Raw genomic sequence first — 21,499 nt, forward strand, 5'->3', positions numbered from 1 at the left:
GCAGGCCGGACTCCTTGGACAGGGCGTGATCGATCTCGGCCTGGGTCTTGCCGTGGGCGATGAGGTGACCCGCGATGCCGGGGTCGAGATCACCCGGGCGCGTCCCCATGACCAGCCCTTCGAGGGGCGTGAGCCCCATCGACGTGTCGACCGACCGGCCGCCGTCGACCGCGGTCGCGCTCGCGCCGTTGCCGAGGTGCAGCACCACGGTCTTGAGGTCGGCCTCCGGGCGCTCCATCAGCTCCGCGACCCGCCGGGCCACGTACGCGTGCGACGTGCCGTGGAACCCGTACCGCCGGACGCGACGCTCCTCGCGCCACTCCCGCGGCACGGCGTAGGTCGACGCGGCCTCGGGCATGCTCTGGTGGAAGGCCGTATCGAAGACCGCCACCAGGGGGATGTCGGGAAAGATCCTGGTCGTGGCCGCGATCCCCTGCAGGTTGCCGGGGTTGTGCAGCGGGGCCAGCGGCACGAGTCGCTCCACGGCCGTGATCACCGAGTCGTCGATGACGACCGGGTCGGCGAAGTCCTGGCCGCCGTGCACCACGCGGTGGCCGACGGCGATGAGGTCGACCTCGGCCAGGTCCGGGCCGTGCTCGGCGAACGCCTCCTCGAGGAGTTCGATGGCCCGCACGTGATCGGGCACCTCGAGCTCGCGGACGTGCTTGTGCCCGCCCACCTCGTGCTTGATCGAGCCCTGCGGCAGGCCGATGCGGTCGACCAGCCCCTTGGCGTGGGACTCACCCGTGTCGGGGTCGACGAGCTGGTACTTGAGCGAGGAGGAACCCGCGTTGACGACGAGAACTGCGCGCATGCCTTACCCCTTGGCCTGGATGCCGGTGATGGCGACGGTGTTGATGATGTCTCGCACGGTAGCGCCGCGCGAGAGGTCGTTGACGGGCGCGTTGAGACCCTGCAGGACGGGCCCGATCGCCACGGCGGACGCGCTGCGCTGGACGGCCTTGTACGTGTTGTTCCCGGTGTTGAGGTCGGGGAACACGAGCACGGTCGCGCGACCGGCCACCGGGGAGTCCTTGAGCTTGGTGGCCGCCACGTCGGGGTCGACCGCCGCGTCGTACTGGATCGGTCCCTCGACGAGGAGTTCGGGGGCGCGTTCGTGCACGAGGGCCGTGGCCTCACGGACCTTCTCGACGTCGGCGCCGGAGCCCGAGCCGCCCGTGGAGTAGGACAGCATCGCCACCCGTGGCTCGACGCCGAACTGCGCGGCGGTCTTGGCCGAGGAGATCGCGATGTCGGTGAGCTGCTCGACGTTCGGGTCGGGGTTGATGGCGCAGTCGCCGTAGGCGAGGACCTTGTCGGCCAGGCACATGAAGAACACGCTGCTGACCACGGAGACGCCGGGAGAGGTGCGGATGATCTCCAGCGCCGGGCGGATCGTGTGGGCCGTGGTGGTGATCGATCCGGACACCATGCCGTCGGCCTCGCCGGCCTTGACCATGAGTGTGCCGAAGTAGGCGGGGTCGACCACGACGTCGTGGGCCCGGTCGAGGGTGACTCCCTTGTGGGCGCGCATCTCGGCGTAGGTGTGGGCGAACTGTTCGCGCAGCTCGCTGGTGTAGGGGTCGATGACGCGGGCGTTGCTCAGGTCGAGGCCGAGCACGATCGCGCGGTCGCGGATCTGGGCCTCGTCGCCGAGCAGCGTGAGCCTCGCCACGCGCCGCGCGAGGAGGGTGTCGGCGGCGCGCAGGATGCGGTCCTCGCCCCCTTCGGGCAGGACGATGTGCGCGTCGGCGGCGCGGGCCCGGGCCGTGAGCTGGTGCTCGAACATCAACGGCGTGACGACCCGCGGTGCCGAGGAGGGCTCGTCCTCCGGCCCGGCCGCGGGCAGCAGCGCGTCGACGTCGACGTGATCGTGCACGAGCGCGCGGGCGTGCTCGATCTTGCGGGTCGTGTGCGGCGTGATCCGCCCGGCGACCTCGTGCATGGCCATCGCGGTCTGCATCGTGTCGTCCTCGCACGTGAGCACGGGCAGCTCGACCTCCAGGCCCTCGACCAGGCGCGAGACCTGGCGAGACAAGGGGAATCCGCCGTTGAGCACGACACCGGCGAGCGCGGGGAACGTGGAGGACTTGTGCGCGAGCAGCGCCGCGATGAGCACCTCTTCGCGGTCGCCGGGACAGATGAGGACCTTGCCCTCGGTCAACCGGTCGAGCACGTGCGGCATCGTCATGCCGGCGACGACGAGGCCGGCGGTCTCGCGGTCGAGCAGGCTGTCCTCACCGGCGAGCAGGGTCGCGTCGATGGCGGTCATGAGGTCGCGCAGGGTGGGCGCGCCGAGCAGTGTGTCGTCGGGCATGGCGAACACCCGCGGGGTGCAGGTGTCGAGGTCGAGCTCGGCGAGCCGGGACTCGATCGCCTCGCGCACGACGTCGACCTGGCCGTCGGGGACGCGGTTGGTGACCACGGCGGCGACGTCGGCGTGCCGGCTGCGGGCCTCCTGGACGCTCACGACGGCCGCGGTGGCGGTGGCGTCGGCGCCGCGGTCGATGGCGGGGACGACCAGCACCATCCGCGAACCCAGGTGGGCGGCGAGGGCGGCGTTGGTGGAGAACTCCGCGGGAGCGGGGACGCCGGTGAAGTCCGATCCGACGATGAGCACCATGTCGTGGATCGCGGCGAAGGCGTGGTAGCGCTCGACGGCCGTGCTGATGGCGGCCTCGGTGTCGCGGTGGATCTCCTCGTAGGTGACGCCGACGGCCTCCTCCAGGGGCGTCTGGGAGGTGGAGAACGGGTGGAGGAGCTCGAGGATGCGGTCGGAGGAGCGGTCCTGGACGACGGGGCGGAAGACGCCGACCCGGCCGCCGCGGGCGCAGAGTTCGGCAAGGAGCCCGACCGCCAACGCGGTCTTTCCTGATCGGGATTCGACGGACGCGAGGTACAGGCTGCGAGTCACGTTTTTCACGATAACCTCCCGAGAAATAGCCGGTGACACGCCCGGTGATTCGCGAGGTGCCTCCTGTCCCTTCGGCCGCCACGGCCGACTCAGAAGTCGGACATTTCGACCGATGGGTGCCCGACGACATCAACGAGCCGGGAGAATTCGTGCGACGCCCCTTCAGAAAAGACCCGGTCATCCAGACCGCGACGACCCCGATCGAGCACGACGAGGTCTTCATCCTTCGCAAGGTCGTCAAGACCCTGGCGGGGGCGGAGGGCTACCAGGCCGCCGCACACGCCGGCATCAACCGGGTGTGCGACACCGTCGGGTGGGACCTGTCCAGCGTGTGGCGGGTCGACGAGGAGGCCGGCGGGCTCGTCCTCGACGTGTCCTGCGGACGCAACCCCGAGCTGACCGCGAGGTCGGCCGGAGTCGTCATCCCCGCGGTGCGGGCGGGCTCGGCAAGGCCTGGCAGACCGGTGAGCTCGTCCTCGAGGAGGGCGAACTGCGCGATCTCCAGGCGATGCTCGGCCCGGATGCGCCGGTCCTGTCGACCACGCTGGCCATCCCGATCTTCTCGGGGCGTCGCGTCGAGGGGGTCCTGAGCTTCGCGTCCCTCGAGCCGTGGCCGCGCACCGAGCGCCGCATGGAACTCATGCGCTGCGTCGGCGACCTGGTGTCGCAGGCCCTGGACCGGATCCAGGCGGCCGAGTCCTCCGCCGAACGCGCTCGTGACGCGACCGCGATCAACGCGGTGCTGCGCGAGGTCACCGAGGCGGAGTCCGAAGAGGCCGCGGTGAAGATCGCGCTCGACACCATCCGGCGCGAATTCGGTTGGGCCTACGGCTCCTTCTGGGCCGTCGACCCGGAGGCGCAGGTCCTGCGCTTCTCCACCGAGTCCGGTGACGCCGGCTCGGAGTTCCGGGACGTGACGCGCGCGGCGACCTTCGCCGAGGGCGTGGGCCTGGCCGGGCGCACCTGGCAGAAGCGGGATCTCGTGTTCGAGGCCGATCTCGGCACGGTCACCGACTGCGTGCGCGCACCGGCCGCCCAGCGCGCCGGGGTGAAGTCGGGCGTGTGCGTGCCGATCACGATCGGCTCCCAGGTGGTCGGCACCATGGACTTCTTCGCCACCCGCGAGATCGTGCTGACCGACGCGCGCCGCGACGCCCTGCGCAACACGGCGTTCCTCGTCTCGCACAGTCTCGAGCGCAGCCGTGCCACCGCGCGGATCGCGCACGCCGGCCGCGAACTCATCACCTCGATCTCCGAGGTCGGCAAGAACGTCGATTCCGCGCGGGACGTCGCCGCCGAGGCGAATCGCATCACGGCCGAGGCGGGCCGGATCGTCGCCGGGCTGGACAACAGCTCCATCGAGATCGGCGCCGTCGTCAAGACCATCACGACCATCGCCGAGCAGACCAACCTCCTCGCCCTCAACGCCACGATCGAGGCGGCCTGTGCCGGCGACGCGGGCAAGGGCTTCGCCGTGGTCGCCGGAGAGGTCAAAGACCTGGCGCGCGAGACCGCGTCGGCCACGGAGGAGGTCGGCACGAAGGTCGCGAAGATCCAGTCGGATTCGACGGCGGTGCGCGGTGCGCTCGACGAGGTCTCACAGACGGTGCGCCAGATCAACGACGCTCAGGAAGTCATCGCGAGCGTCCTGCGAGAGCAGGTGGAGGTCACGCGCAGCGTCCTCGGCGGCTGAGTGTCGGGATGTCGGCGGCGACGCACACATCGCAGCGAGAGTGGCGACACCCGCCGAATCTCCTACGCCTCCTCCGGTCTCGTGCCGCCTCCGATCGGAGGCGGCCTCGAGCTCGCTGTCCTGGGCGGCTCCCGTCGAGCGATCTCCCAGGTGGGGTCGCTACCCTGCCGACTCGTGCCGGGGGCGCGCGTGAGTACCAGGGGGGACGATGAGACGGATGCCGGTGGCCGTGACGGCTGCCCTCGCGCTGAGCCTGCTGGGTGCGTGCGCCACCACGCCCCCGCTGACGCCGGAGGAACATCGGACCATGCACCCCACGCCGTCCACCCCACCCGCCACACCCGTGCCGGAGCAGCACGTGCGTGATCAGGCGTACGTCGCCGGCGGCGACGACGCACACACGCTGGACCTCACGGTGCCGGGCGGTCACCGCGGTCCGCGTCCGGTGGTCGTGTTCATCCACGGCGGCGGCTGGGAGGGCGGCTCCCGAGCGCTGTTCGAGAGCACCGAGGGGCAGAACGTCGCGGCCCTGCGCGACGCCCTGCACCGGCGCGGCTGGGCGACCGCGAGCATCGACTACCGCCTGTCCGGGGACGCGCGGATGCCCGCGCAACTGCACGACGTCAAAGCCGCTGTGCGGTGGGTGTACTCCCACGCCGGGCGCTACGGACTCGATCGGGAGCGCATCGCCGTGGCCGGGGAGTCCGCCGGCGGGCACCTGGCGCAACTGCTCGGGACGACCCGGGGGCGGGCCGCGCACGAGGGGCGCCTGGGGCCGCTGCAGGGTGCCTCCAGTCACGTCGTCGCCGTCGTGAGCTACTACGGCGTCTCCGATCTGGCGGCGGTCGTCCCCGATCGGGTCCGGGCCGGGTGTGGTCGTGGGTCCGCCGGGCGGAGTTCACCGGAGGGGAAGCTCATCGGCGCCGACCCCGGTGCCGAGGCGGGCGCGAAGGCCGCGGCGGCGGCGAGTCCGATCACGTACGTGTCGCCCGAGTCGGCGCCGACCCTGTTCATCCACGGGCGTCAGGACTGCGTCGTCCCGCACGCCCAGTCCGAGCGTGCGGCCGAGGCGCTGCGCCGAGCCGGTGTCGCGACCGACCTCGTCCTCACCGACGGCGGGCACGCCGAATCCCGGTACTACGCAACGGAGGACATGCAGCGCAAGGCCGTCGACTTCCTCGCGACCTACCTGGATCCGCCTGCCGACGGCGGATGAACGCAGCGGTGGATCCGGGACCCGACCGGGCGGGGGAGCCCTCGGGGAGGTCCTCCTGGAGGAGGACCCGAAACCCTCCTGCAGGGTGACGCGCCGAGGGGAGGCCGGCGGGCACCGTGGTCGGTGAGAGCGCGGACCCGCGCTCGACGCGACCGTCCGAGGAGTCGACATGTTGAGCCAGGCCGTCTGGTCCGTGATCGCCGGTCTCGCCCTGTCGGGTGTGGCCTTCGTGCCCGTGCTGGTGTGGCAGTACCGCCGCTACGGTGCGCCGTCGCCCATGCGCTTGTTCGGCCTGGTCATGGCCGCGGTGTACGGGTCGGCGATCATCGCCTACACGCTGTTCCCGCTGCCCGGGCCGGGGAGCTGACCCCGGGGTTCTGCACCGCTCGCGGTCGCCCTCTCGAACTCGATCCGACCGCCTACTTCCGCGCGATGCCGCGTGAGCTCGCCGGGCTGTCGCCGATCGCGATGGCGAAGAGCTGGGTGGTCATGCAGATGGTCCTCAACGTCGCGCTCTTCGTGCCGCTCGGGGTGCTCGGGCGGCGGCTGGGGCACTGGTCGGCCGGTCGGACCGTCCTCACCGGGGCCGGGGTGTCGCTGCTGGTGGAGGCCACGCAGTACACCGGCAACTGGGGGCTCATGGCGTGCTCCTACCGGTTCGCCGACGTCAACGACCTCATCACCAACACCACCGGCACCGCGATCGGCGTGGCCGTGGCCGGGTTCGTCCCGCGGTTGTTCGCCGACCCCGACGCCCTCGTGCGGCAGCGGGAGTCCGCCCGCCCCGTCACCCGGGTGCGCCGGTGGACCGCGATGCTGCTGGACGCCTGGATCCTCGCCTGCGCCGTCGCGCTCACCTGGGTGGGGGTGTTCATCGCGTTCGGGCTGGCCGTGGGGCCGCGCCTGGAGGAGCGGGGGATGAGCGACCTCGCGCTCGAGCTGATGCGGTGGGCGGCGGTGGCCGTCACGGTCGCCCTCGCCGTGCTGCCCACCCTGCGCGGATCGCGGGCCTCCCTCGGGCAGCGGATCGTCTACCTGCGACCCGTGCCGGTCCGGCGGGACCGCCCGTTCCCGCTGGTCACGCCCGGTCTGCTGCGCGGGGTCGCCGCGGTGGGCATCTTCGCCGGACCCTTCCCCGTGGCGGCACTCGCCGTGCTGTGGCTCGTCGCCGACGTGCTGTGGGTGCTGCGCGACCCGCGAGGTCTGAGCGGGGTGGTCTCCGGGCACGACGTCGCCGATGCGCGGGCCGTGGACCGGGCGGGTTCGCACGCGGGCTCGGGAGCGACGGTGCGCGAACCCGTCGGCTGAACCGCGCGGCCGACACGGGCGGTCGTGGACGGCGAGGGGTGAACCCCGCAGCCTCGGCGGCTGCGGGGTTCACCCTCATCGGGCCGTGCCCGGTCCGTTCTTCCGGTGCGGCGTCACTTCACCGGCGCGCGCTCGTCGACGACCGTGAAGCGGACCGTCTCGGTGTAGACCCGGCCGTGGCGGTCGGTGCCCTTCACGGTGGCGGTGTGGGTGCCGTTCGACAGGTTCTTCGGCAGCGTGGCGCGCCACACCGAAGAGCTGTTCTGGGGCACGTTGCCGCCGGCCGACAGCAGGTTGGCGTTGGCGACCTGGACGTCGGCGAACTCCCACCCGGTGTTGGTCTTCTCGCCCTTGCCCGGCTGCGCGAGCTCCGCCACCTGGTAGGCGCGGCCGTCGACGGACATCTCGACCGTGGCGTCGCGTGAGCCGAGCAGGAAGTTGGCCGAGATCCAGGTGCCGCCCTCGAGGTCCTCATCCGTGATGACGTTGAGGTTGCCCATGGTGGGGCGTGCACCCTTGTCGGCGGCCTTGTCCGCGCGCCACGCGAGAGCCTTGGGGGCCCAGTCACGCCACGTCGGGGAGTTCACGCCGAGGGAGAGCCGGTACTTCCAGGGCTCCTGGCGCACCTTGTAGCTCTCGACGAACCGGTTGCCCTTGAGCGACAGCGTCAGGGTGCCGGGACGGTTGCCACCGATGCCGACGGCGTAGGGCAGTCCGGACTCGTCGAGGTTGCCGGAGTACCAGTCGCCGGAGACGGCGCCCGCGACGATCTGGTGGAACGGCAGCTCGGCGATGCCCTTGGCCGCCCATTCCTCACGCTTGGTGCCCGGGAGCAGGTTCTCGATGGTGTGGGTGTGGCCACCGATCATGACGGTGTTCTCGGCGGTCCGACCGGTCGACTTCAGCACCGCGAACAGGTCGGCGGCGTTGTCGGTGCCCACGCCGCGGTAGTGCATGATCGGCGCGTGCGCGTTGATGACGACGAGCTTGTTCGCCGGCACGCTCGCGAGGTCCTTCTTCAGCCAGTCGAGCTGCTCCTGCGTGAGGGACTCCTTGTAGCCGCCGTTGTCCCACTTGCCGCCGGGCTTGGTGCCGTTGTAGCGGATGTTGTCGAGGGCGACCATGTGGGTGTTGCCGACGTCCCAGGAGAAGTAGGCCGGGCCGAACTGCGCGCGGTGGGTGTCGAGGCTGCCCTCGTCGTCCTTCGCGTCGAAGTCCATGTCGTGGTTGCCCGGCAGGGCGCGGACGGGACCCTGGAATTGGCGGTAGATGTCCTTCGTCGGGTCGTTCATGGCGAGGTCGTCGCCCACGTTGTCGCCGAGGAGCAGCACGCCGCAGCCGCCGAGGTCGGTGCGCTTGACGAGGTCGCGCACCGCACCCTGCTTGGCGTAGGCGACCTCCTTGAGGTTGTAGCCCTGTGTGTCGGAGGCGACCGCGCAGTTCTGCGAGGTCTTCGCGGTGGCCTTCGACTTCACCATCGGGAAGTTGACGGCCTTGGGCAGGGCGCCCGTGGCGGGTACGCCACCGAACCGGAGCTTGGGCGAGCCGGTCGGGAAGTGGTTGTAGGAGAACTGGGCGATGTTGTCCTCGTTCACCGGCACGGCGTAGCCCGAGGGCTGCGTGACGAAGACCGTCATGCGGTCGAACGCGGGGAGCGAGTACTCGCCGTCGGCGTTCGTGGTGACGACGTCGCGGCCGTTGGAGACGGTCACGCCGGCGATGCCCTTCTCGCCGCGGTCCTTGACGGAGTCCTTGTCCTTGTCGACGAACACCGATCCGGTGAGGACCTTCTCGTCCGCGGCCTTGCCGCGGACGACCTGCACGTGACCGGTGTAGTCGTCACGGACGACCTGGGCCTTGCGCTCGGGGTTGACGGGCGGGGTGGAAGCGGCCTGCGAGACGGTCACGGGCGCGAGGGCCAGACCGACGAGCGGGAGGATCGCCGTGGCGACGCGGCGGGATGCCTTGTTCATGAGGTGCTCCTGGGTGAGAGACGGAGGGCTGGACGGGCCCGCCGTCACGCTGTCGCGCCGGGGTGAACGCGACTCTGCCGTCGTCTGTTGGCCCGATGTACGCCACCTGACCGGACCCTGAGTAAATCCCTTGGTGCGCAACGAATTTCGGGTGACGTTCACCTGGTGTGCGCCGCCAGAGAACGTCGATCTGTTGTCGGGGTCGTCGGTCGCGCTGCGGGAGGGGTGAGGTGCGGGTGCAGGCATCGGGGTGCGGGCGGGCCGGACCCCGGCGTCCGGCGCGCCCAGCGTCGCGATCGTCGGCGTGGTCCAGGACGTAGCGCAGTTTCGACGTACTCGCGGAGGGGGTCGGGGGCAACAGTGCAGGTCAGCGGGGTGGGGTGTGGCGGGACCCCCTCCAGATGACGTCGAAACTGTGCTACGTCTCGGGTGGCATGGGCGGCGTGCCCGCTACCGAGATGGGCGCTTCGTCCTGCGTGACGCGCCGGGGTGGGGGCGGGAGGCGTCGGCCTGGTACGTCCTCGCGTTCCAGGTCGGGATTGCGGCGGGCGCGGGCCTCGGAGGTCTCGTCATCGCGCTCCGGGCGGCCCCGGGATGCTCCCACCCACGTCGTGCGTCGCGGTGGTCGCCGCGGCGGTCGTGGCGTGGGTGGCGGTGCGCGACCCTCATCGGACTGCTCGCCGGGCATGAGCGTCGTCAGGCCCGAGCCTCATCAGAAGGGTGGGGGTCCTGGGTCGGTGTCGGTCCAGGGGTCGCGTCGTGGTTCGGTGGTTCGACGCAGTCGTGTTCGTCGTGGTCGGTGGATGTGGATGGGGTCGTCGGTGAGGTCTCCGACCAGGACGGTGTCGATCGTGGTGGTGCGTCGGCAGTCGGGGCAGCGGGTGATGCGATGCACCACGCGCTCCGGCTGGGCGGGCCTCGATCCGAACGCAGTGAGCGCTCCTGGCGCGGGGTCGGCGGCGGGGTGGCCGGCAGTGCTGAGGGCCTCCAGGATCTGGTCGGGTGTGGGTGGGTCGGGGTCGCGGTAGTCCCAGGGTGTGGTGCGGTAGCGGCGTCCGGTGGGGGTGGTCCAGATGATCGTCCCGTCGGGTGCGGGTTCTCGATGGGAGTGCCAGGTGCGGTGGGTCTTGTGGTTGTGCCCGCCACGATGCTTGGCCGACACGTTCGACTCGCTGGTGGGGCCGCCGTCGGCGTAGTCGATGTCGTGGTCCATGTCGCACGCCCCGGCCGGACGGGTGCTGCCTGGCACTCGGGAGACCCGGTCGCGGGCCACGATCCGTTCGCGCAGGTCCCCGGTCACCGCGTATCCGGTGCTGGAGAGGTCGACCAGGTGCCCGCTCATCGGGTCGGTGACCAGTCGCCGCCAGGTCGATCCGGCCGCGAACGCCACATCGCGCACGATCTCCGCGCAGATCCACTCCTGTCGGCCCGCGATCGGCACCATTCCCGGATCTGCGCTCGCACCCATCAGGGAGGCCGCCGAGATCACCACATCGACCCGCGCCGCGGGCAACGCTCCGGCGAACCTCGAATACGCGGACAGGCCGGCGACGTCCAGGATGGCCGAGTCGGTGGGTAGTTCGCCCCACTGCAGCAGGTCCAGGGTGATGTCGGAGCGCAGTTGGGCCAGCGTGCGCGGATCCCCCTCGCCCCGCAGCCGGCGCGCGATCCGGTCGACGCGTTCATGGGCGCTGGCCACGCGCAGCACATGGCCTGACGCAGACAGGGTGGCCTCGCCCTCGGGCAGCACGTCGATGCGGGTGCACCGCTGCCGCATCCGCTGGGCGTGACGCTCGGAGGCGTCCACGTGCCTGGCCACGAACCGCCGCAACCGGGCGCCGAACACCTCGTGCGGCACCAAGAGTCCGCCCACTCCGTCGACCGACCGCGCCGGATAGGGCGCCACGACCCGCGTCACCAGGTCTTCGATGTGCTCGGCCGGGACTTGGGCAGCGGAGTCCATGACTCGTCGCGCGCGTTCCCAGGACAACTCGCCCCGGCCCAGCGCCGCCCTGATCGGTCCCGTCCGCGAGGCATCACCACAGGCCAGGTCCAGCCGGGCCCGGCATTCATGAACCCGCAACCCCGTCGCCAGTGCCACCTCATCGACCACACACGCATCGGCCTCGGCGACCTCCAGAGTGCGCCGCCCCGCCGGGACATCCGGTGCCAGCGCCGCGAGGGCCTCCCGCCGCCGGCCGCGCGCCATGACCTCCATGAGGACCACCGACCGCGCCACCAACGCCGCCCGCTCACGCTCGATCCGCTCCAACTCGGACAGCAACTCATCCCCGGACATGCCCGCGAACACCGCCGCCTCGACACGCTCGCCCTCGCCGTCTGAGCGCGTGAGGGGGCCGCCGGCCCGACATATTCGGTCGCTGTCGACACAACCCTCACCCCCCGATCACCCGTCTGATTCCGTCTCCTCACCCTATCGCGTTGACCGATGAAAAGGAATGCTCAAACGGGAAACAATCGAATAGGTGTACGAGTTATCCACAGCGCTGTGGATACTCCCGCGTTGTCCACATCGTCGCCAGAGCAAGCCGGGCCTACAGGAACGGGCACCGCCTGATGATCTCCGCCGCCGCATCCCCCGGGGTGGCCGTGTCGGTGTTCACCACCATGTCCCAGTCGCCGCCCTGGCCCAGGCGGTGATGCCCTCGCGCATTGCCCGACTTGCGGCCCGACATCCGCTCCCGCTCCCGTCGTTCCAGCACCTCCAACGGCGCCGTGACGTAGACCCAGCAGCTCGCCGATGCCCGGAGATCACGCCGCCAGGTAGGCATGGTGGAGGCCTCGATCGGCATTTCGTCGAGGATGACGTCGTTGCCCGTCGCGAGGAGCCCGTTGACGGCGGCCCGCATGCCGGCGAGCAGCCTCCCCCAGCGTCTCCATAGCGGATGCGGGCCAGCGGAGCGCCGTCGTCGTCGGCGGAGTCGTCGTACCAGAATCCCGGCCCCGGACCTCGCGGATGGTCCTTCCAGTGGTGGGGGAACATCGAGAAGAATGATCCACCCCGACATGCAGAAGGGGTTCGCCCAGCCGGGTCTGCAGCTCCTGCGCCACAGACGTCTTGCCTGCGCTGGAGTCTCCCGCCAACACCACTGCTCTCCCGATCACGCGCCGAGTGTCCCAGCTTCAGGAGTCCGGTCGCCGGTCGACGCGCGGTCCTCCGGTGACCTCCCTGGCCAGGGGAGCCGGTGACGCCCGTCCTCACCCACGGCCCGTTTCGATCATGCCCACGGCGTCGACGTGCTCGCCCCCCCCGCTGTCCCGGCGCGTGAGAGGGGTTGCCGGCGCCACACGTTCCGTCGCGGTGGACACCGCACGTCCCCCCGATCGCCCGCCGTCCACAGCACCCGGTCGAGCCGGCTCCAGGAGCAGACACCGTGCGTGGTCAGACACACGACTCAGCCCCTCCTACCCTGGGGGTCATGTCGCTGACCTCCCCGCCCAAAGCCGTGCCCGGAGACCGGGTGGCCGTGATCTCGCCGTCGTTCGCGGCGCCTGGATTCGCGCCGGAGGTGCACGAGCAGGCGATGCGTCGCCTCGCGGAGGTCACCGGTCTCGTCCCGGTCGAGTACCCCACGACCCGGCAGCTCGGGTCGTCGGCGCAGGCTCGGGCCGACGACATCATGGCCGCGTTCGCCGACCCCTCGATCCGGGCGGTGCTGGCGACCGTCGGCGGTGAGGACCAGATCACCGTCGTGGGCCGCCTCGACCCTGACGTCGTGCGCGCCGACCCCAAGCCCTTCTGCGGCTACAGCGACAACACCAACCTGCTGAATTGGCTCTGGGCGCACGGGATCCAGGGCTTCTACGGCGGGTCGACCCAGGTCCACCTCGGGCCGGGGCCGGAGGTCGACGCCGTCCATGCGGCCTCCCTGCGCGCCGCGTTACTCACCGGTGAGCGGCTGCGGATCACCGATCCGGGGGTCTCGGAGGACGTCGGCAAGGACTGGACCGACCCGGCGGCCCTCACGCAGTTCGGCGATCGCGAACCGACCGAGCCGTGGAGTTGGGCGGGGCCGGCGCGATCCGTGACCGGCCGCACCTGGGGCGGGTGCATCGAGGTCCTGCAGTGGATCCTCACGGCGGGGCGATTCCCTGACGACGCCGGCATCCTGGGCGGCGGGATTCTCTTGCTCGAGACGTCGGAGGAAGTCATCGACGCACGCGAGTTCTCGTGGATCCTGCGGTCGATGGGGGAGCGCGGCCTCCTCGCCGCGGTCGACGCGGTGCTCGTGGCGCGTCCGCCGGTCGCGACGATGGAGCACGCCCCGCCGGCGCGGGACCGAGCCGCCCATCGGGAACGGCAGCGCGACACCGCGATCGAGATGATCGCCCGCTACAACCCCGACGCCGTCGTGGTCGTGGGAGTTCCGTTCGGGCACACCAGGCCTCAATGGATCCTGCCCTACGGCGGAGTCATGACCGTGGACGGCGCCGCCCGGGAGGTCTGGGCGGAGTACGCCTGAGGCGCCCCTGATCCGGTCGTCAGCCGGCGGCACAGGCCTCCGCCGTCTCCTCCAACCCGGGCAGCCCGACGACGCCCGCATCCACCCACGTACCGTTTCGGTCATGCCGCCGACTCCCTCGTCGTCCACCTCGCCGCAGGCGCCCGAGGCGCCGCTCGACGTCAAGCTCGACCTGGCCCTGCAAGGTGGGGGTCGCACGGCGCGTTCACCTGGGGTGTTCTCGATCGTCTGCTCGACGACGACCACATCACGATCAGCGCCGTGAGCGGGACGAGCGCGGGTGCGCTCAACGCCGTCGCTCTCGCCTCCGGTCTCGCGGACGGCGGTCGGGTGGGTGCCCAGCAACGCCTCGCGCGGGTGTGGACGGAGGTCGGCCGGATCGGCACATGGATCTCCTCGCCGCTGGAGGCAGTTCTCGCCGACACGCCGCTGCAACCCTGGGTACAGATGTCCCAGGCCTGGGCCCGCATGTGGACCGGTCCCGTCGGCGGGGCCTGGCAGCAAGCCGTCCGGATGTGGGGCGCAGCGTGGTCGGCCGGGTTCTCCCCTACGACATCAACCCCTGGGGCGTCCATCCGCTGCGGCGGATCATCCAGCGCGAGATCGACTTCGACGCGATGCGCCGCGGTGAGGTGGAGGTGTACGTCTCTGCGACGGCCGTCCGCAGCGGGCGGCTGCGGGTGTTCGACGGGTCCCGGATCGACGTGGACGTCGTCCTCGCCTCCGCCTGCCTGCCCACGTTGTTCCAGGCCGTGACGATCGACGGCGAGGAGTACTGGGACGGCGGGTACGCCGGCAACCCCTCCCTCCTGCCGCTGGTCGACCACGCCGAGGCCCGCGACCTGCTCGTCGTCCAGATCAACCCGGTCGGCCGTGACGAGGCGCCCACCACGGCCCCCGACATCCTCGACCGGATGAACGAGATCACCTTCAACGCCTCGCTGGTCAAGGAGCTGCGCATCCTCGGTCTCCTGCAGATCGTCGCGCCGGAGGCCGACCGGGCCTGCGAACAGCACCCGTTCCTCGCGCGCGTCCGGGATCTGCGCGCGCACCGCATCGACGGTGGTGACGAGCTGGCCCGGTTCAGCGCGTCCTCCAAGACCGAGGCGCCGGCCGCGCTGATCAGGAGCTTGCACGACCTGGGATGGCAGCAGGCCGACGCCTGGTTGGTCGAGCACCGCGCCGACCTCGGCCGCCGTCAGACCCTCGACCTCGCTTCGCTGGCGATCGCGTGAGTCGCGCCCGCCGCGCTCAGGACTTTCGGTACAGCTTCTTGGTCTGGTAGGCGGGTTCGCTCGTGACCTGCACACCGAGGTTGCGGAAGATCCCCTCGTCGACGGGCCCGAGGATGACGGTCGAGTGCACGTCGCACCCGCGCAGCTTGGGGAGTTCGGCGAGCGCGCGACGTGCGTTGTCGTCGTGCTGGGCGCCGACGGCCAGGGCGATGAGCACCTCGTCGGTGTGCAGGCGCGGGTTGCGGCCCCCGAGGTGGCGGGTCTTGACCTCCTGGATCGGCACGACGGTCTCGCGCGCCAGCAGCTTGACGCCGTCGTCGATCCCGGCGAGGGCCTTGAGCGCGTCGAGCAGGATCGCCGAGCAGCAGCCCAGCAGCGAGGTGGTCTTGCCGGTGATGATGCGGCCGTCGGGCAGTTCGATGGCGGCGGCCGGCCCCTTGGTGCGCTTGGCGACCTTGAGCGCGGGCTCGACGACGGGGCGGTCGGTGGCCTGGATGCCCATCCGGCCCATGAGCAGGGCGATCTTCTCCGACTGCTCGGGCTCGATCTCCTCGCGCCGTTCGTGCGCCAGGGCCTTGTAGTAGCGGCGGAGGATCTCCTGCCGGCTCGCCGCCACGCACGCGTCGTCGTCGCTGATGCAGTGCCCCACCATGTTGACGCCCATGTCGGTGGGGGAGGCGTACGGCGAGGTCTCCATGATCTGCTCGAACAGCAGGTTGAGGACGGGAAAGACCTCGACGTCGCGGTTGTAGTTGACGCAGCTCTCGCCGTAGGTGCGCAGGTGGAACGGGTCGATGAGGTTGACGTCGTCGAGGTCGACCGTGGCGGCCTCGTAGGCGACGTTGACGGGGTGGTCCAGCGGCAGGTTCCAGATGGGGAAGGTCTCGAACTTGGCGTAACCGGAGGAGATCCCGCGCTGATGGTCGTGGTAGAGCTGCGACAGGCAGGTGGCCATCTTGCCGCTGCCCGGGCCGGGCGCGGTGACGACGACGAGGTCGCGGGAGGTCTCGATGTACTCGTTGCGGCCGTACCCCTCGGGGCTGACGATGTGCGCGACGTCGTTGGGGTAGCCCTTGATCGGAAAGTGCCGGTAGACCTTGACGCCCTGCCGCTCGAGCTTGCGCTTGAAGGCGCGTGCGGCCTTGTTGTCGTCGGTGACGTGCGAGATGACCACGCTGCCGACGAACAGTCCACGGCTACGGAACTCGTCGATGAGGCGTAGGACGTCGGCGTCGTAGCCGATGCCGAGGTCGCCGCGCATCTTGTTGTCGGCGAGGTCCTGGGCGCTGATGACGATGACCATCTCGACCTCGTCGGCGAGCCGGCGCAACATGACCAGCTTGTCGTCGGGCGCGAAACCCGGCAGGACGCGGGAGGCGTGCAGGTCGTCGAAGAGCTTGCCGCCGAACTCCAGATAGAGCTTGCCGCCGAACTGCTTGCGCCGGGCGTCGATGTGCTCCGCCTGCATCTGCAGGTACTTCTCGCGGTCGAACCCGATCTCCATCTCGCCCCTTTCGACCGTCGGAGCCTACCGGGCGCCTCCGAGCGCCCCGCGCACCGCTCCGGTCACGTGCGGACGAGGACGACGAGGGCGCCGATGCCGGCGACGACCGCGGCGATGACGCAGGCCGCGACCACCGACTGCTGGTAGATCGGCAACAAGGCCGGCGCGAAAGCGGATCCGAGGAACTGGGCGGACAGCGCGAGGGCGGTGGCGGTGTTGCGGTTGGCGGGTGCTGCGCAGCGCGAGCGTGTTGGTCATGACCCGGGCCCCGGTGCCGGCGATCCCGGCGGCGACGACGCACGCGACGAGGGCGGCGACCACGGGCGGCCAGGCGGCGGCGCCGACGGCGAGCGCGAGGGTGGCGGTCGCACCGAAGCCCATCCGGCGCATCCCGAGGCGATCGGCGAGGGCGCCCACCAGCCGCCCGGAGGCGAGCCCGGCGACACCGAACGTGGCGACGACCAGCCCGCGGGCCGCGGGGGACAGGCCGAATCGGTCGCTGGCCTCGAGCGCGGCCACCAACATGATGACGGTGGAGGCGAACTGCACGGTGAACCCGACCAGGCACGCCTGCCCGAGCCCGCGGTTGAGCAGGGGCCGCCACGGCGGGCGGGCGGCGTCGGTCCGGGTGTGGGCGGGTGCGCGGGGGGTGACGATCGCGAGAGCTCCGGCCGCCACGGCGACGACGACGAAGGCGAGCCGGTAGTCGACGGCGGCCGCCAGCCCACCGACGAAGGGCGCGAAAGCCATCCCCGCGGCCTGCATGCTCGCGTACGTCCCGAGACTGCGGCCGATCCGCGAGGCCGGCACGCGGTCGGCGATCATCGTGATGAGCAGCGGCGTCGTGAAGGCGTTGGCCATGCCCTGCAGCACGCGTCCGGCGAAGAACACTCCGAACACCGGAGCCACGACGCACACGAGCGCGGCCGCCGCGTAGACGACGTACGCGCGCCGCACCGTGCGCTCCGCACCCCACCGGGCGGCGAGCAACCCCGCCAGCGGCATGAGGGCGGCGAACGGGAACAGGTAGGCGCTCACCGCCGAACCCGCCGCCGTGACAGTCGTGTCCAGCCCACCGGCGAGCTCCGGCAGCATCGTGTTGAGGATCGCCCCACCGAACGGGCCGAGGAATCCGCCGGCGTACAACGGCCACAGCGAGCGCTCCTGGTCGCGGGGGACGTCGCCGGTTCGGTCGGACACCGGCACAGAGTACGCGTGCGCCGGTCGTGAGCATCGGCGATGATCGAGCGCGGATCGCGACACCGGGCCACGCGGATCACGGCCCCGACCCGAGGAGAGCCCACCGATGACCGAGTTGTCACTGCGAACCACGTTGGAGCCGTTCGGTCCTGCGTGCGCGATCATCCTCACCGACGACCAGGTGCGCGAGCTCGGCGGCGGCAAGCGGGCGGCGGTGCGCGTGAGCATCGACGGGCGCACGACGGCCCTGCGTCTCGCCGTGATGGGCGGCGTCAACTGCATCGGCCTCAGCAAGGCCGCACGTGCCGAGCTCGGGGTCGAGATCGGGCAGCAGGTCGACGCCGTGGTGGCGCGCGACGAGACGCCGCGAGAGGTCGAGATCCCCACCGAACTCGCCGACGCCCTGAGCCGGGACGCCGACGCCGGCCGGGGGTTCGAGGCGCTCGCCTACACCCACCGCAAGTCCTTCGCGACGTGGGTGGGCGAGGCCAAGAAGGCCGAGACGCGGCTGCGGCGGGCCGCCGAGGCGATCACGATGATCCACGAGGGCCGCATGCGCTGATCCCGGTGGTTTCACCGCTCGGGGGAGTTCCTGGGCGAGGGACTCGCTGCCGCGGCGCCGCTCAGCCCTTCTCGAGGGTGGCGACGACGGTGATCGTGCCGGGGTCGACCTCGGTGTACCCCGCGTCGCGGACGGCCAGGCGCCGATGCTCGGTCCAGGCCACCGCCGGGTCCTGCAGGCTCGCGAGGAGATCCCTCCAGCACCGCTCGTCCGCGACCTCGGCCACGGCGGGGCAGTCGGCCTCGAACCACCGGCGCAGCAGGTCGGGGTCGGTCTCGGCGGCCAACGCGGCGGCGATCATGCCCGCGTGTCCGGTCTGGGCCATGAGCTTGCCCGCCGTCATCTCGAGCGAGGCCGGGACGACGCAGCGCAGGTGAGGGCCCTCGTGCGGCGTGGTGGCCGGGTCGGCTGCCGGGGCGGGGGTGTCGTCGTCGGGGTCGACGGGCGGGATCTCCGTGCCGCCCACCTGCATCACCGACACCCGCTTGTCGAGGTCGCCGACTCGCCCTGGAACGAGGACGCGGATCTGCGTGTCGCCCTGCTCGAACGACAGTCCGGGCAGGTCGGCGCTCGCCTCCCATCGGGCTCCGCGGGCGCGGCGGGTGACCTTGCGGATGTGGCCTCGGCAGTACGCGTCGACCTCCGCATGCCAGGGCCCGCCAGGAGCGCTGCGCTCGTCGAGGCAGAGCAACGCGCACCCGGTGGCGGCCAGGGCCAGTGCCGTCGCCCGGTCGGGGGATCCGTCGCGTTCCAGGCGCAGGATGAGTTGCAGCGCGCGGACCTCCTCGGGGTCCTCGCGGCCGTCCCGTTCGACCTCGACTGCGTCCAAGCCCAGCCAGTGCGCGTATCGCTCGCGCACCGGGGTCAGCACCTCACCGATCGACATGACTCCCACGGTGCCATGGGGACGCGGATGCCCGTCGCCGCGGCCCGCCGGCGTCGGATCGGGTCGTCGTCGCCGCTCGCCGTATCTGTGGCGTGACCAGCGGTGTTCTGCGTTCCGGATGCGTTGTCGGTGGCGGCGGCTACGGTCGGCACCCACGGCGTCACGACAGAGGAGCACCGATGCCCGACACCCTCACCCCCACTCTCGATCGCCACATCGATGGCATCACGGTCCGCGACCTGCTGACCAACGGGTCGGGCTACGGCATGCAACCCGGTGGGTCGCCGTTGGCGGCGGCCTACCGCGACGCCGGCGTCGAGGCGGGGGCGGATCCGGTCGACTCGTGCGCCGACGACTGGCTGGTCGCGCTCGCCACACTGCCCCTGGCTCATCAACCGGGGGACGGGTTCCGGTACCACCACGGCTTCGGCATCCTCGGCGTGCTCCTGCAGCGGTTCGCCGGAATCCCGGTGGAGGAGTACCTGCGTCGAGTCGTGTTCGATCCACTCGGCATGCCGGACACCTCGCTGTTCGTCCCCGAGGATCAGGCCCACCGGCTCCCGGCCGCCTACCGCCACGGCGAGTCGGGCCTCGAGGAGGCCGAGCCGCTCGGCGGCGGGTTCTACGTGGGCGAGCCTCCGTTCGACACGGCGCACGGAGAACTGGTCTCGACCGCCGCCGACTATCACCGGCTGTGCCGCATGCTCGCCGACGGCGGCAGGCATGAGGGTGACCCCTTCCTCGACCCCGACCTGGTGCGCGAGATGACGCGGGATCAGGTGCCGGAGTCGGTCAAGACGCCGGACAGCTTCTTTCCCGGCTTCTGGGACGGCATCGGGTGGGGCTACGGCGGATCGGTCGCCACCGGTGGTGAGCACGAGGGGCGCTACGCCTGGTCGGGTGGCCAGGGGACCGACTTCTACATCGACCCCGACGGCACGATCTCGGTGTTCCTCACGCAGGTCGAACTCGGAGACGCGATGTGGCCGGTGCTCGGTGAGGTGCAGGCGAACGCGGCGTCGCTGCTCGAGGGGTGAGGCGCGCGCTCAGGCGAGGGAGAGGAAGAGCTTCTCCATCGCGGCGAGATCGGCCTCGCGGTCGGGGTTGTCCTCGGTCATGCACTGCTGCAGGCCGGTGGTGATGATCGAGAACCCTGCGCGATCGAGGGCGCTGCTGCAGGCGGAGAGCTGGGTGATGACGTCCTTGCAGTCGCGGCCCTCCTCGATCATGCGGATCACGGCACCCAGTTGACCGTGGGCGCGGCGCAGCCGCTTGAGGGCCGAGTCCAGGTCGGACGGGTCGAGTCGCATGGTGAGTACCTCCTGGTGACGACGAGCTACCGGACGTCGACGATGCCGGCACCGCACCCAGTGAGTCGGGGCGTGCGGTGATGTGCGGTCTCGGCGCAGGCCGAGCCCCGATCGTACATGTACCCCCAGGGGTATCGGTCGGCGCGTGCCGTGCAGCGACCTGGGAGCGCACCCCTCATCACTGTCGGCGGAGCTCGCCGGTCAGGTCGTGGGGGTCGGCGTAGGTCGGCGGGTGGCTCAGCGAAGGAAGTCGAGCAGCGTCGGTCGCAGGTCGTCGGCGAACTCGTCGAAGAAGCCGTGACGGCCGCCGTGGTGGTGGATGAGTCGGGCGTCGAGGATGGCCGAGGCGATGATCTCTGCGTTCTCGGGGGCACCATCGGGTCGTCGGTGCCGTGCAGGACGAGGGTGGGTGCGGTGATGTCGGGCAGCGCCGTCCAGGCGTCGTGGCCGGTGCTGGCGCGCAGGTGGGCGAGGGAGGCGGCGGGCGTCATCGTCGGGTCGCCGAGCAGCAGGCTGTCGGAGGGCCGGCCCGGCCAGTCGTCGGTGTAGAAGAAGCGCAGCACCCGCTGGATGCGGTTCCCGTCCTCCGGGGAGGCGAGGATGCGGCGCACCTCACGGCTGCGCTCGCGGGCCAACGGGCCGCCGGGGGAGGTGCACGCGAGGATCAACCGCTCCACCCGTGAGGCGTGCCGGGCGGCGAGGTGTTGCGCGACCCGGCCTCCCATCGACGTCCCGTAGACGCGGTAGCTCTCGAACCCGAATTCGGCCATGACGAGCGCGGCGTCCTCGGCGAAGGTCAGCGTCGTCCAGTCGCCGACGTCGGCGCAGGTGTTGCCCGTGCCGCGGTAGTCGATGGTGACGGTGCGGTAGGCCTGCTCGAAGCCGGTGCGGAGCTCCTCCCACCACCGCATCGAATTGGCCTGACCCTGCAGCAGCAACAACGGGGGCGCGGTCTTCGGCCCGGCCTGGCGGACGGCCAGCAGGGCGCCGTCGGGGGCGCGGACGTAGTCGTTCATGCCGCAGGCATGCCGAGAGCGCCGTTCATGGCCACACCCTGTCACGACGCGGGCCGATCGCCCGCGCGTCGGGCCCTCAGCGAGTCAGGCGAACGCGCGCATCACGATTCGGAAGAACGAAGCGCGAGACGCCGGCACGCGGGACGTGAAGCGCGAGACGCGACGCCGCGAGGCGCGGAACGGCGCCCCCACTCCCAC

At 71.2% G+C, this 21,499-nt stretch carries 20 protein-coding genes and 1 pseudogene; 10 read left to right on the forward strand and 11 right to left on the reverse strand.

Annotated elements, in window-relative coordinates:
- Both QQK49_RS22155 and pta read right to left on the reverse strand, forming a co-directional pair.
- A partial coding sequence (locus QQK49_RS22155) for an acetate/propionate family kinase (RefSeq protein WP_284306069.1) occupies nucleotides 1–814 on the reverse strand: 814 nt, incomplete at its 3' end.
- Nucleotides 815–817: 3 nt separating this feature from the next.
- Complete coding sequence (gene pta / locus QQK49_RS22160; RefSeq protein WP_284305774.1) at nucleotides 818–2,914, reverse strand: phosphate acetyltransferase; 2,097 nt, start codon at nucleotides 2,912–2,914, stop codon at nucleotides 818–820.
- A gap of 112 nt (nucleotides 2,915–3,026) precedes the next feature.
- Here pta and QQK49_RS22170 point away from each other — a divergent pair, with 112 nt between their 5' ends.
- The 4 genes from QQK49_RS22170 (at nucleotide 3,027) to QQK49_RS22185 (ending at nucleotide 7,131) form a co-directional block, all read left to right on the forward strand.
- A complete protein-coding gene (locus QQK49_RS22170; RefSeq protein WP_348536279.1) occupies nucleotides 3,027–4,607 on the forward strand; it encodes a methyl-accepting chemotaxis protein in 1,581 nt (526 codons plus the stop codon).
- Between the two features lie 208 nt (nucleotides 4,608–4,815).
- Nucleotides 4,816–5,823 (forward strand): alpha/beta hydrolase, encoded by a 1,008-nt coding sequence (locus tag QQK49_RS22175; protein ID WP_284305776.1) that lies wholly within the window; start codon nucleotides 4,816–4,818, stop codon nucleotides 5,821–5,823.
- Between the two features lie 169 nt (nucleotides 5,824–5,992).
- Entirely contained in the window at nucleotides 5,993–6,190 is a 198-nt protein-coding gene (locus tag QQK49_RS22180) for a hypothetical protein (protein WP_284305777.1), read from the forward strand.
- Between the two features lie 65 nt (nucleotides 6,191–6,255).
- Nucleotides 6,256–7,131: a VanZ family protein gene (locus tag QQK49_RS22185; protein WP_284305778.1), complete on the forward strand. Its 876-nt coding sequence runs from the start codon at nucleotides 6,256–6,258 to the stop codon at nucleotides 7,129–7,131.
- A 113-nt stretch (nucleotides 7,132–7,244) separates the two neighbouring features.
- Here the strand turns inward: QQK49_RS22185 and QQK49_RS22190 are convergent, their stop codons facing one another.
- From QQK49_RS22190 to QQK49_RS23510, 4 genes are all read right to left on the reverse strand, one after another.
- Complete coding sequence (locus tag QQK49_RS22190) at nucleotides 7,245–9,104, reverse strand: calcineurin-like phosphoesterase family protein (RefSeq protein ID WP_284302012.1); 1,860 nt, start codon at nucleotides 9,102–9,104, stop codon at nucleotides 7,245–7,247.
- A gap of 712 nt (nucleotides 9,105–9,816) precedes the next feature.
- A complete protein-coding gene (locus QQK49_RS22195) occupies nucleotides 9,817–11,403 on the reverse strand; it encodes an HNH endonuclease signature motif containing protein (protein WP_284305779.1) in 1,587 nt (528 codons plus the stop codon).
- A gap of 256 nt (nucleotides 11,404–11,659) precedes the next feature.
- Nucleotides 11,660–11,986: a phosphotransferase-like protein gene (locus QQK49_RS22200; RefSeq protein ID WP_431310563.1), complete on the reverse strand. Its 327-nt coding sequence runs from the start codon at nucleotides 11,984–11,986 to the stop codon at nucleotides 11,660–11,662.
- Nucleotides 11,877–12,230 (reverse strand): phosphotransferase-like protein, encoded by a 354-nt coding sequence (locus QQK49_RS23510; protein WP_431310499.1) that lies wholly within the window; start codon nucleotides 12,228–12,230, stop codon nucleotides 11,877–11,879. The genes QQK49_RS22200 and QQK49_RS23510 overlap by 110 nt, the downstream gene beginning before the upstream one ends.
- A 314-nt stretch (nucleotides 12,231–12,544) precedes the next feature.
- Between QQK49_RS23510 and QQK49_RS22205 the strand changes: the two genes are divergently transcribed.
- From QQK49_RS22205 to QQK49_RS22215, 4 genes and pseudogenes are all read left to right on the forward strand, one after another.
- Nucleotides 12,545–13,588 carry a S66 family peptidase gene (locus QQK49_RS22205; protein WP_284302016.1) on the forward strand — a complete coding sequence of 348 codons (1,044 nt, stop codon included), beginning with the start codon at nucleotides 12,545–12,547 and terminating at the stop codon, nucleotides 13,586–13,588.
- Nucleotides 13,589–13,691: 103 nt separating this feature from the next.
- Nucleotides 13,692–13,853, forward strand: a complete 162-nt coding sequence (locus QQK49_RS22210; protein ID WP_284302017.1) for a hypothetical protein — start codon at nucleotides 13,692–13,694, stop codon at nucleotides 13,851–13,853.
- Nucleotides 13,835–13,897 (forward strand): annotated as a pseudogene (locus QQK49_RS23515) (hypothetical protein); the annotation flags it as partial. The gene QQK49_RS22210 and the pseudogene QQK49_RS23515, both read left to right, overlap by 19 nt.
- A gap of 218 nt (nucleotides 13,898–14,115) precedes the next feature.
- The gene (locus tag QQK49_RS22215) at nucleotides 14,116–14,823 is read left to right on the forward strand and encodes a patatin-like phospholipase family protein (protein WP_284305780.1); all 708 of its coding nucleotides are present in this window, start codon (nucleotides 14,116–14,118) and stop codon (nucleotides 14,821–14,823) included.
- A gap of 16 nt (nucleotides 14,824–14,839) precedes the next feature.
- Here QQK49_RS22215 and QQK49_RS22220 read toward each other — a convergent pair whose 3' ends face one another.
- Together QQK49_RS22220 and QQK49_RS22225 are read right to left on the reverse strand one after the other, a co-directional pair.
- On the reverse strand, nucleotides 14,840–16,327 hold the full coding sequence (locus QQK49_RS22220; protein WP_284302018.1) for a DUF1846 domain-containing protein: 1,488 nt from the start codon (nucleotides 16,325–16,327) through the stop codon (nucleotides 14,840–14,842).
- 24 nt (nucleotides 16,328–16,351) lie between these two features.
- The gene (locus tag QQK49_RS22225) at nucleotides 16,352–17,527 is read right to left on the reverse strand and encodes an MFS transporter (protein ID WP_284306072.1); all 1,176 of its coding nucleotides are present in this window, start codon (nucleotides 17,525–17,527) and stop codon (nucleotides 16,352–16,354) included.
- 106 nt (nucleotides 17,528–17,633) lie between these two features.
- Between QQK49_RS22225 and QQK49_RS22230 the strand changes: the two genes are divergently transcribed.
- Nucleotides 17,634–18,089 carry a YdeI/OmpD-associated family protein gene (locus QQK49_RS22230; protein WP_284302020.1) on the forward strand — a complete coding sequence of 152 codons (456 nt, stop codon included), beginning with the start codon at nucleotides 17,634–17,636 and terminating at the stop codon, nucleotides 18,087–18,089.
- A gap of 61 nt (nucleotides 18,090–18,150) precedes the next feature.
- On the opposite strand, the gene QQK49_RS22235 is transcribed toward QQK49_RS22230, so the two are convergent.
- Nucleotides 18,151–18,975 (reverse strand): peptidyl-tRNA hydrolase, encoded by an 825-nt coding sequence (locus QQK49_RS22235; protein WP_284302021.1) that lies wholly within the window; start codon nucleotides 18,973–18,975, stop codon nucleotides 18,151–18,153.
- 179 nt (nucleotides 18,976–19,154) lie between these two features.
- Here QQK49_RS22235 and QQK49_RS22240 point away from each other — a divergent pair, with 179 nt between their 5' ends.
- On the forward strand, nucleotides 19,155–20,012 hold the full coding sequence (locus tag QQK49_RS22240; RefSeq protein WP_284302024.1) for a serine hydrolase domain-containing protein: 858 nt from the start codon (nucleotides 19,155–19,157) through the stop codon (nucleotides 20,010–20,012).
- A gap of 9 nt (nucleotides 20,013–20,021) precedes the next feature.
- Here QQK49_RS22240 and QQK49_RS22245 read toward each other — a convergent pair whose 3' ends face one another.
- Both QQK49_RS22245 and QQK49_RS22250 read right to left on the reverse strand, forming a co-directional pair.
- Nucleotides 20,022–20,285 carry a metal-sensitive transcriptional regulator gene (locus QQK49_RS22245; RefSeq protein ID WP_284302025.1) on the reverse strand — a complete coding sequence of 88 codons (264 nt, stop codon included), beginning with the start codon at nucleotides 20,283–20,285 and terminating at the stop codon, nucleotides 20,022–20,024.
- A gap of 26 nt (nucleotides 20,286–20,311) precedes the next feature.
- Nucleotides 20,312–21,301 carry an alpha/beta fold hydrolase gene (locus tag QQK49_RS22250; RefSeq protein ID WP_284305783.1) on the reverse strand — a complete coding sequence of 330 codons (990 nt, stop codon included), beginning with the start codon at nucleotides 21,299–21,301 and terminating at the stop codon, nucleotides 20,312–20,314.
- Nucleotides 21,302–21,499 lie beyond the last annotated feature (198 nt).

Source organism: Mobilicoccus caccae (assembly GCF_030161635.1).
Lineage (GTDB): Bacteria > Actinomycetota > Actinomycetes > Actinomycetales > Dermatophilaceae > Mobilicoccus > Mobilicoccus caccae.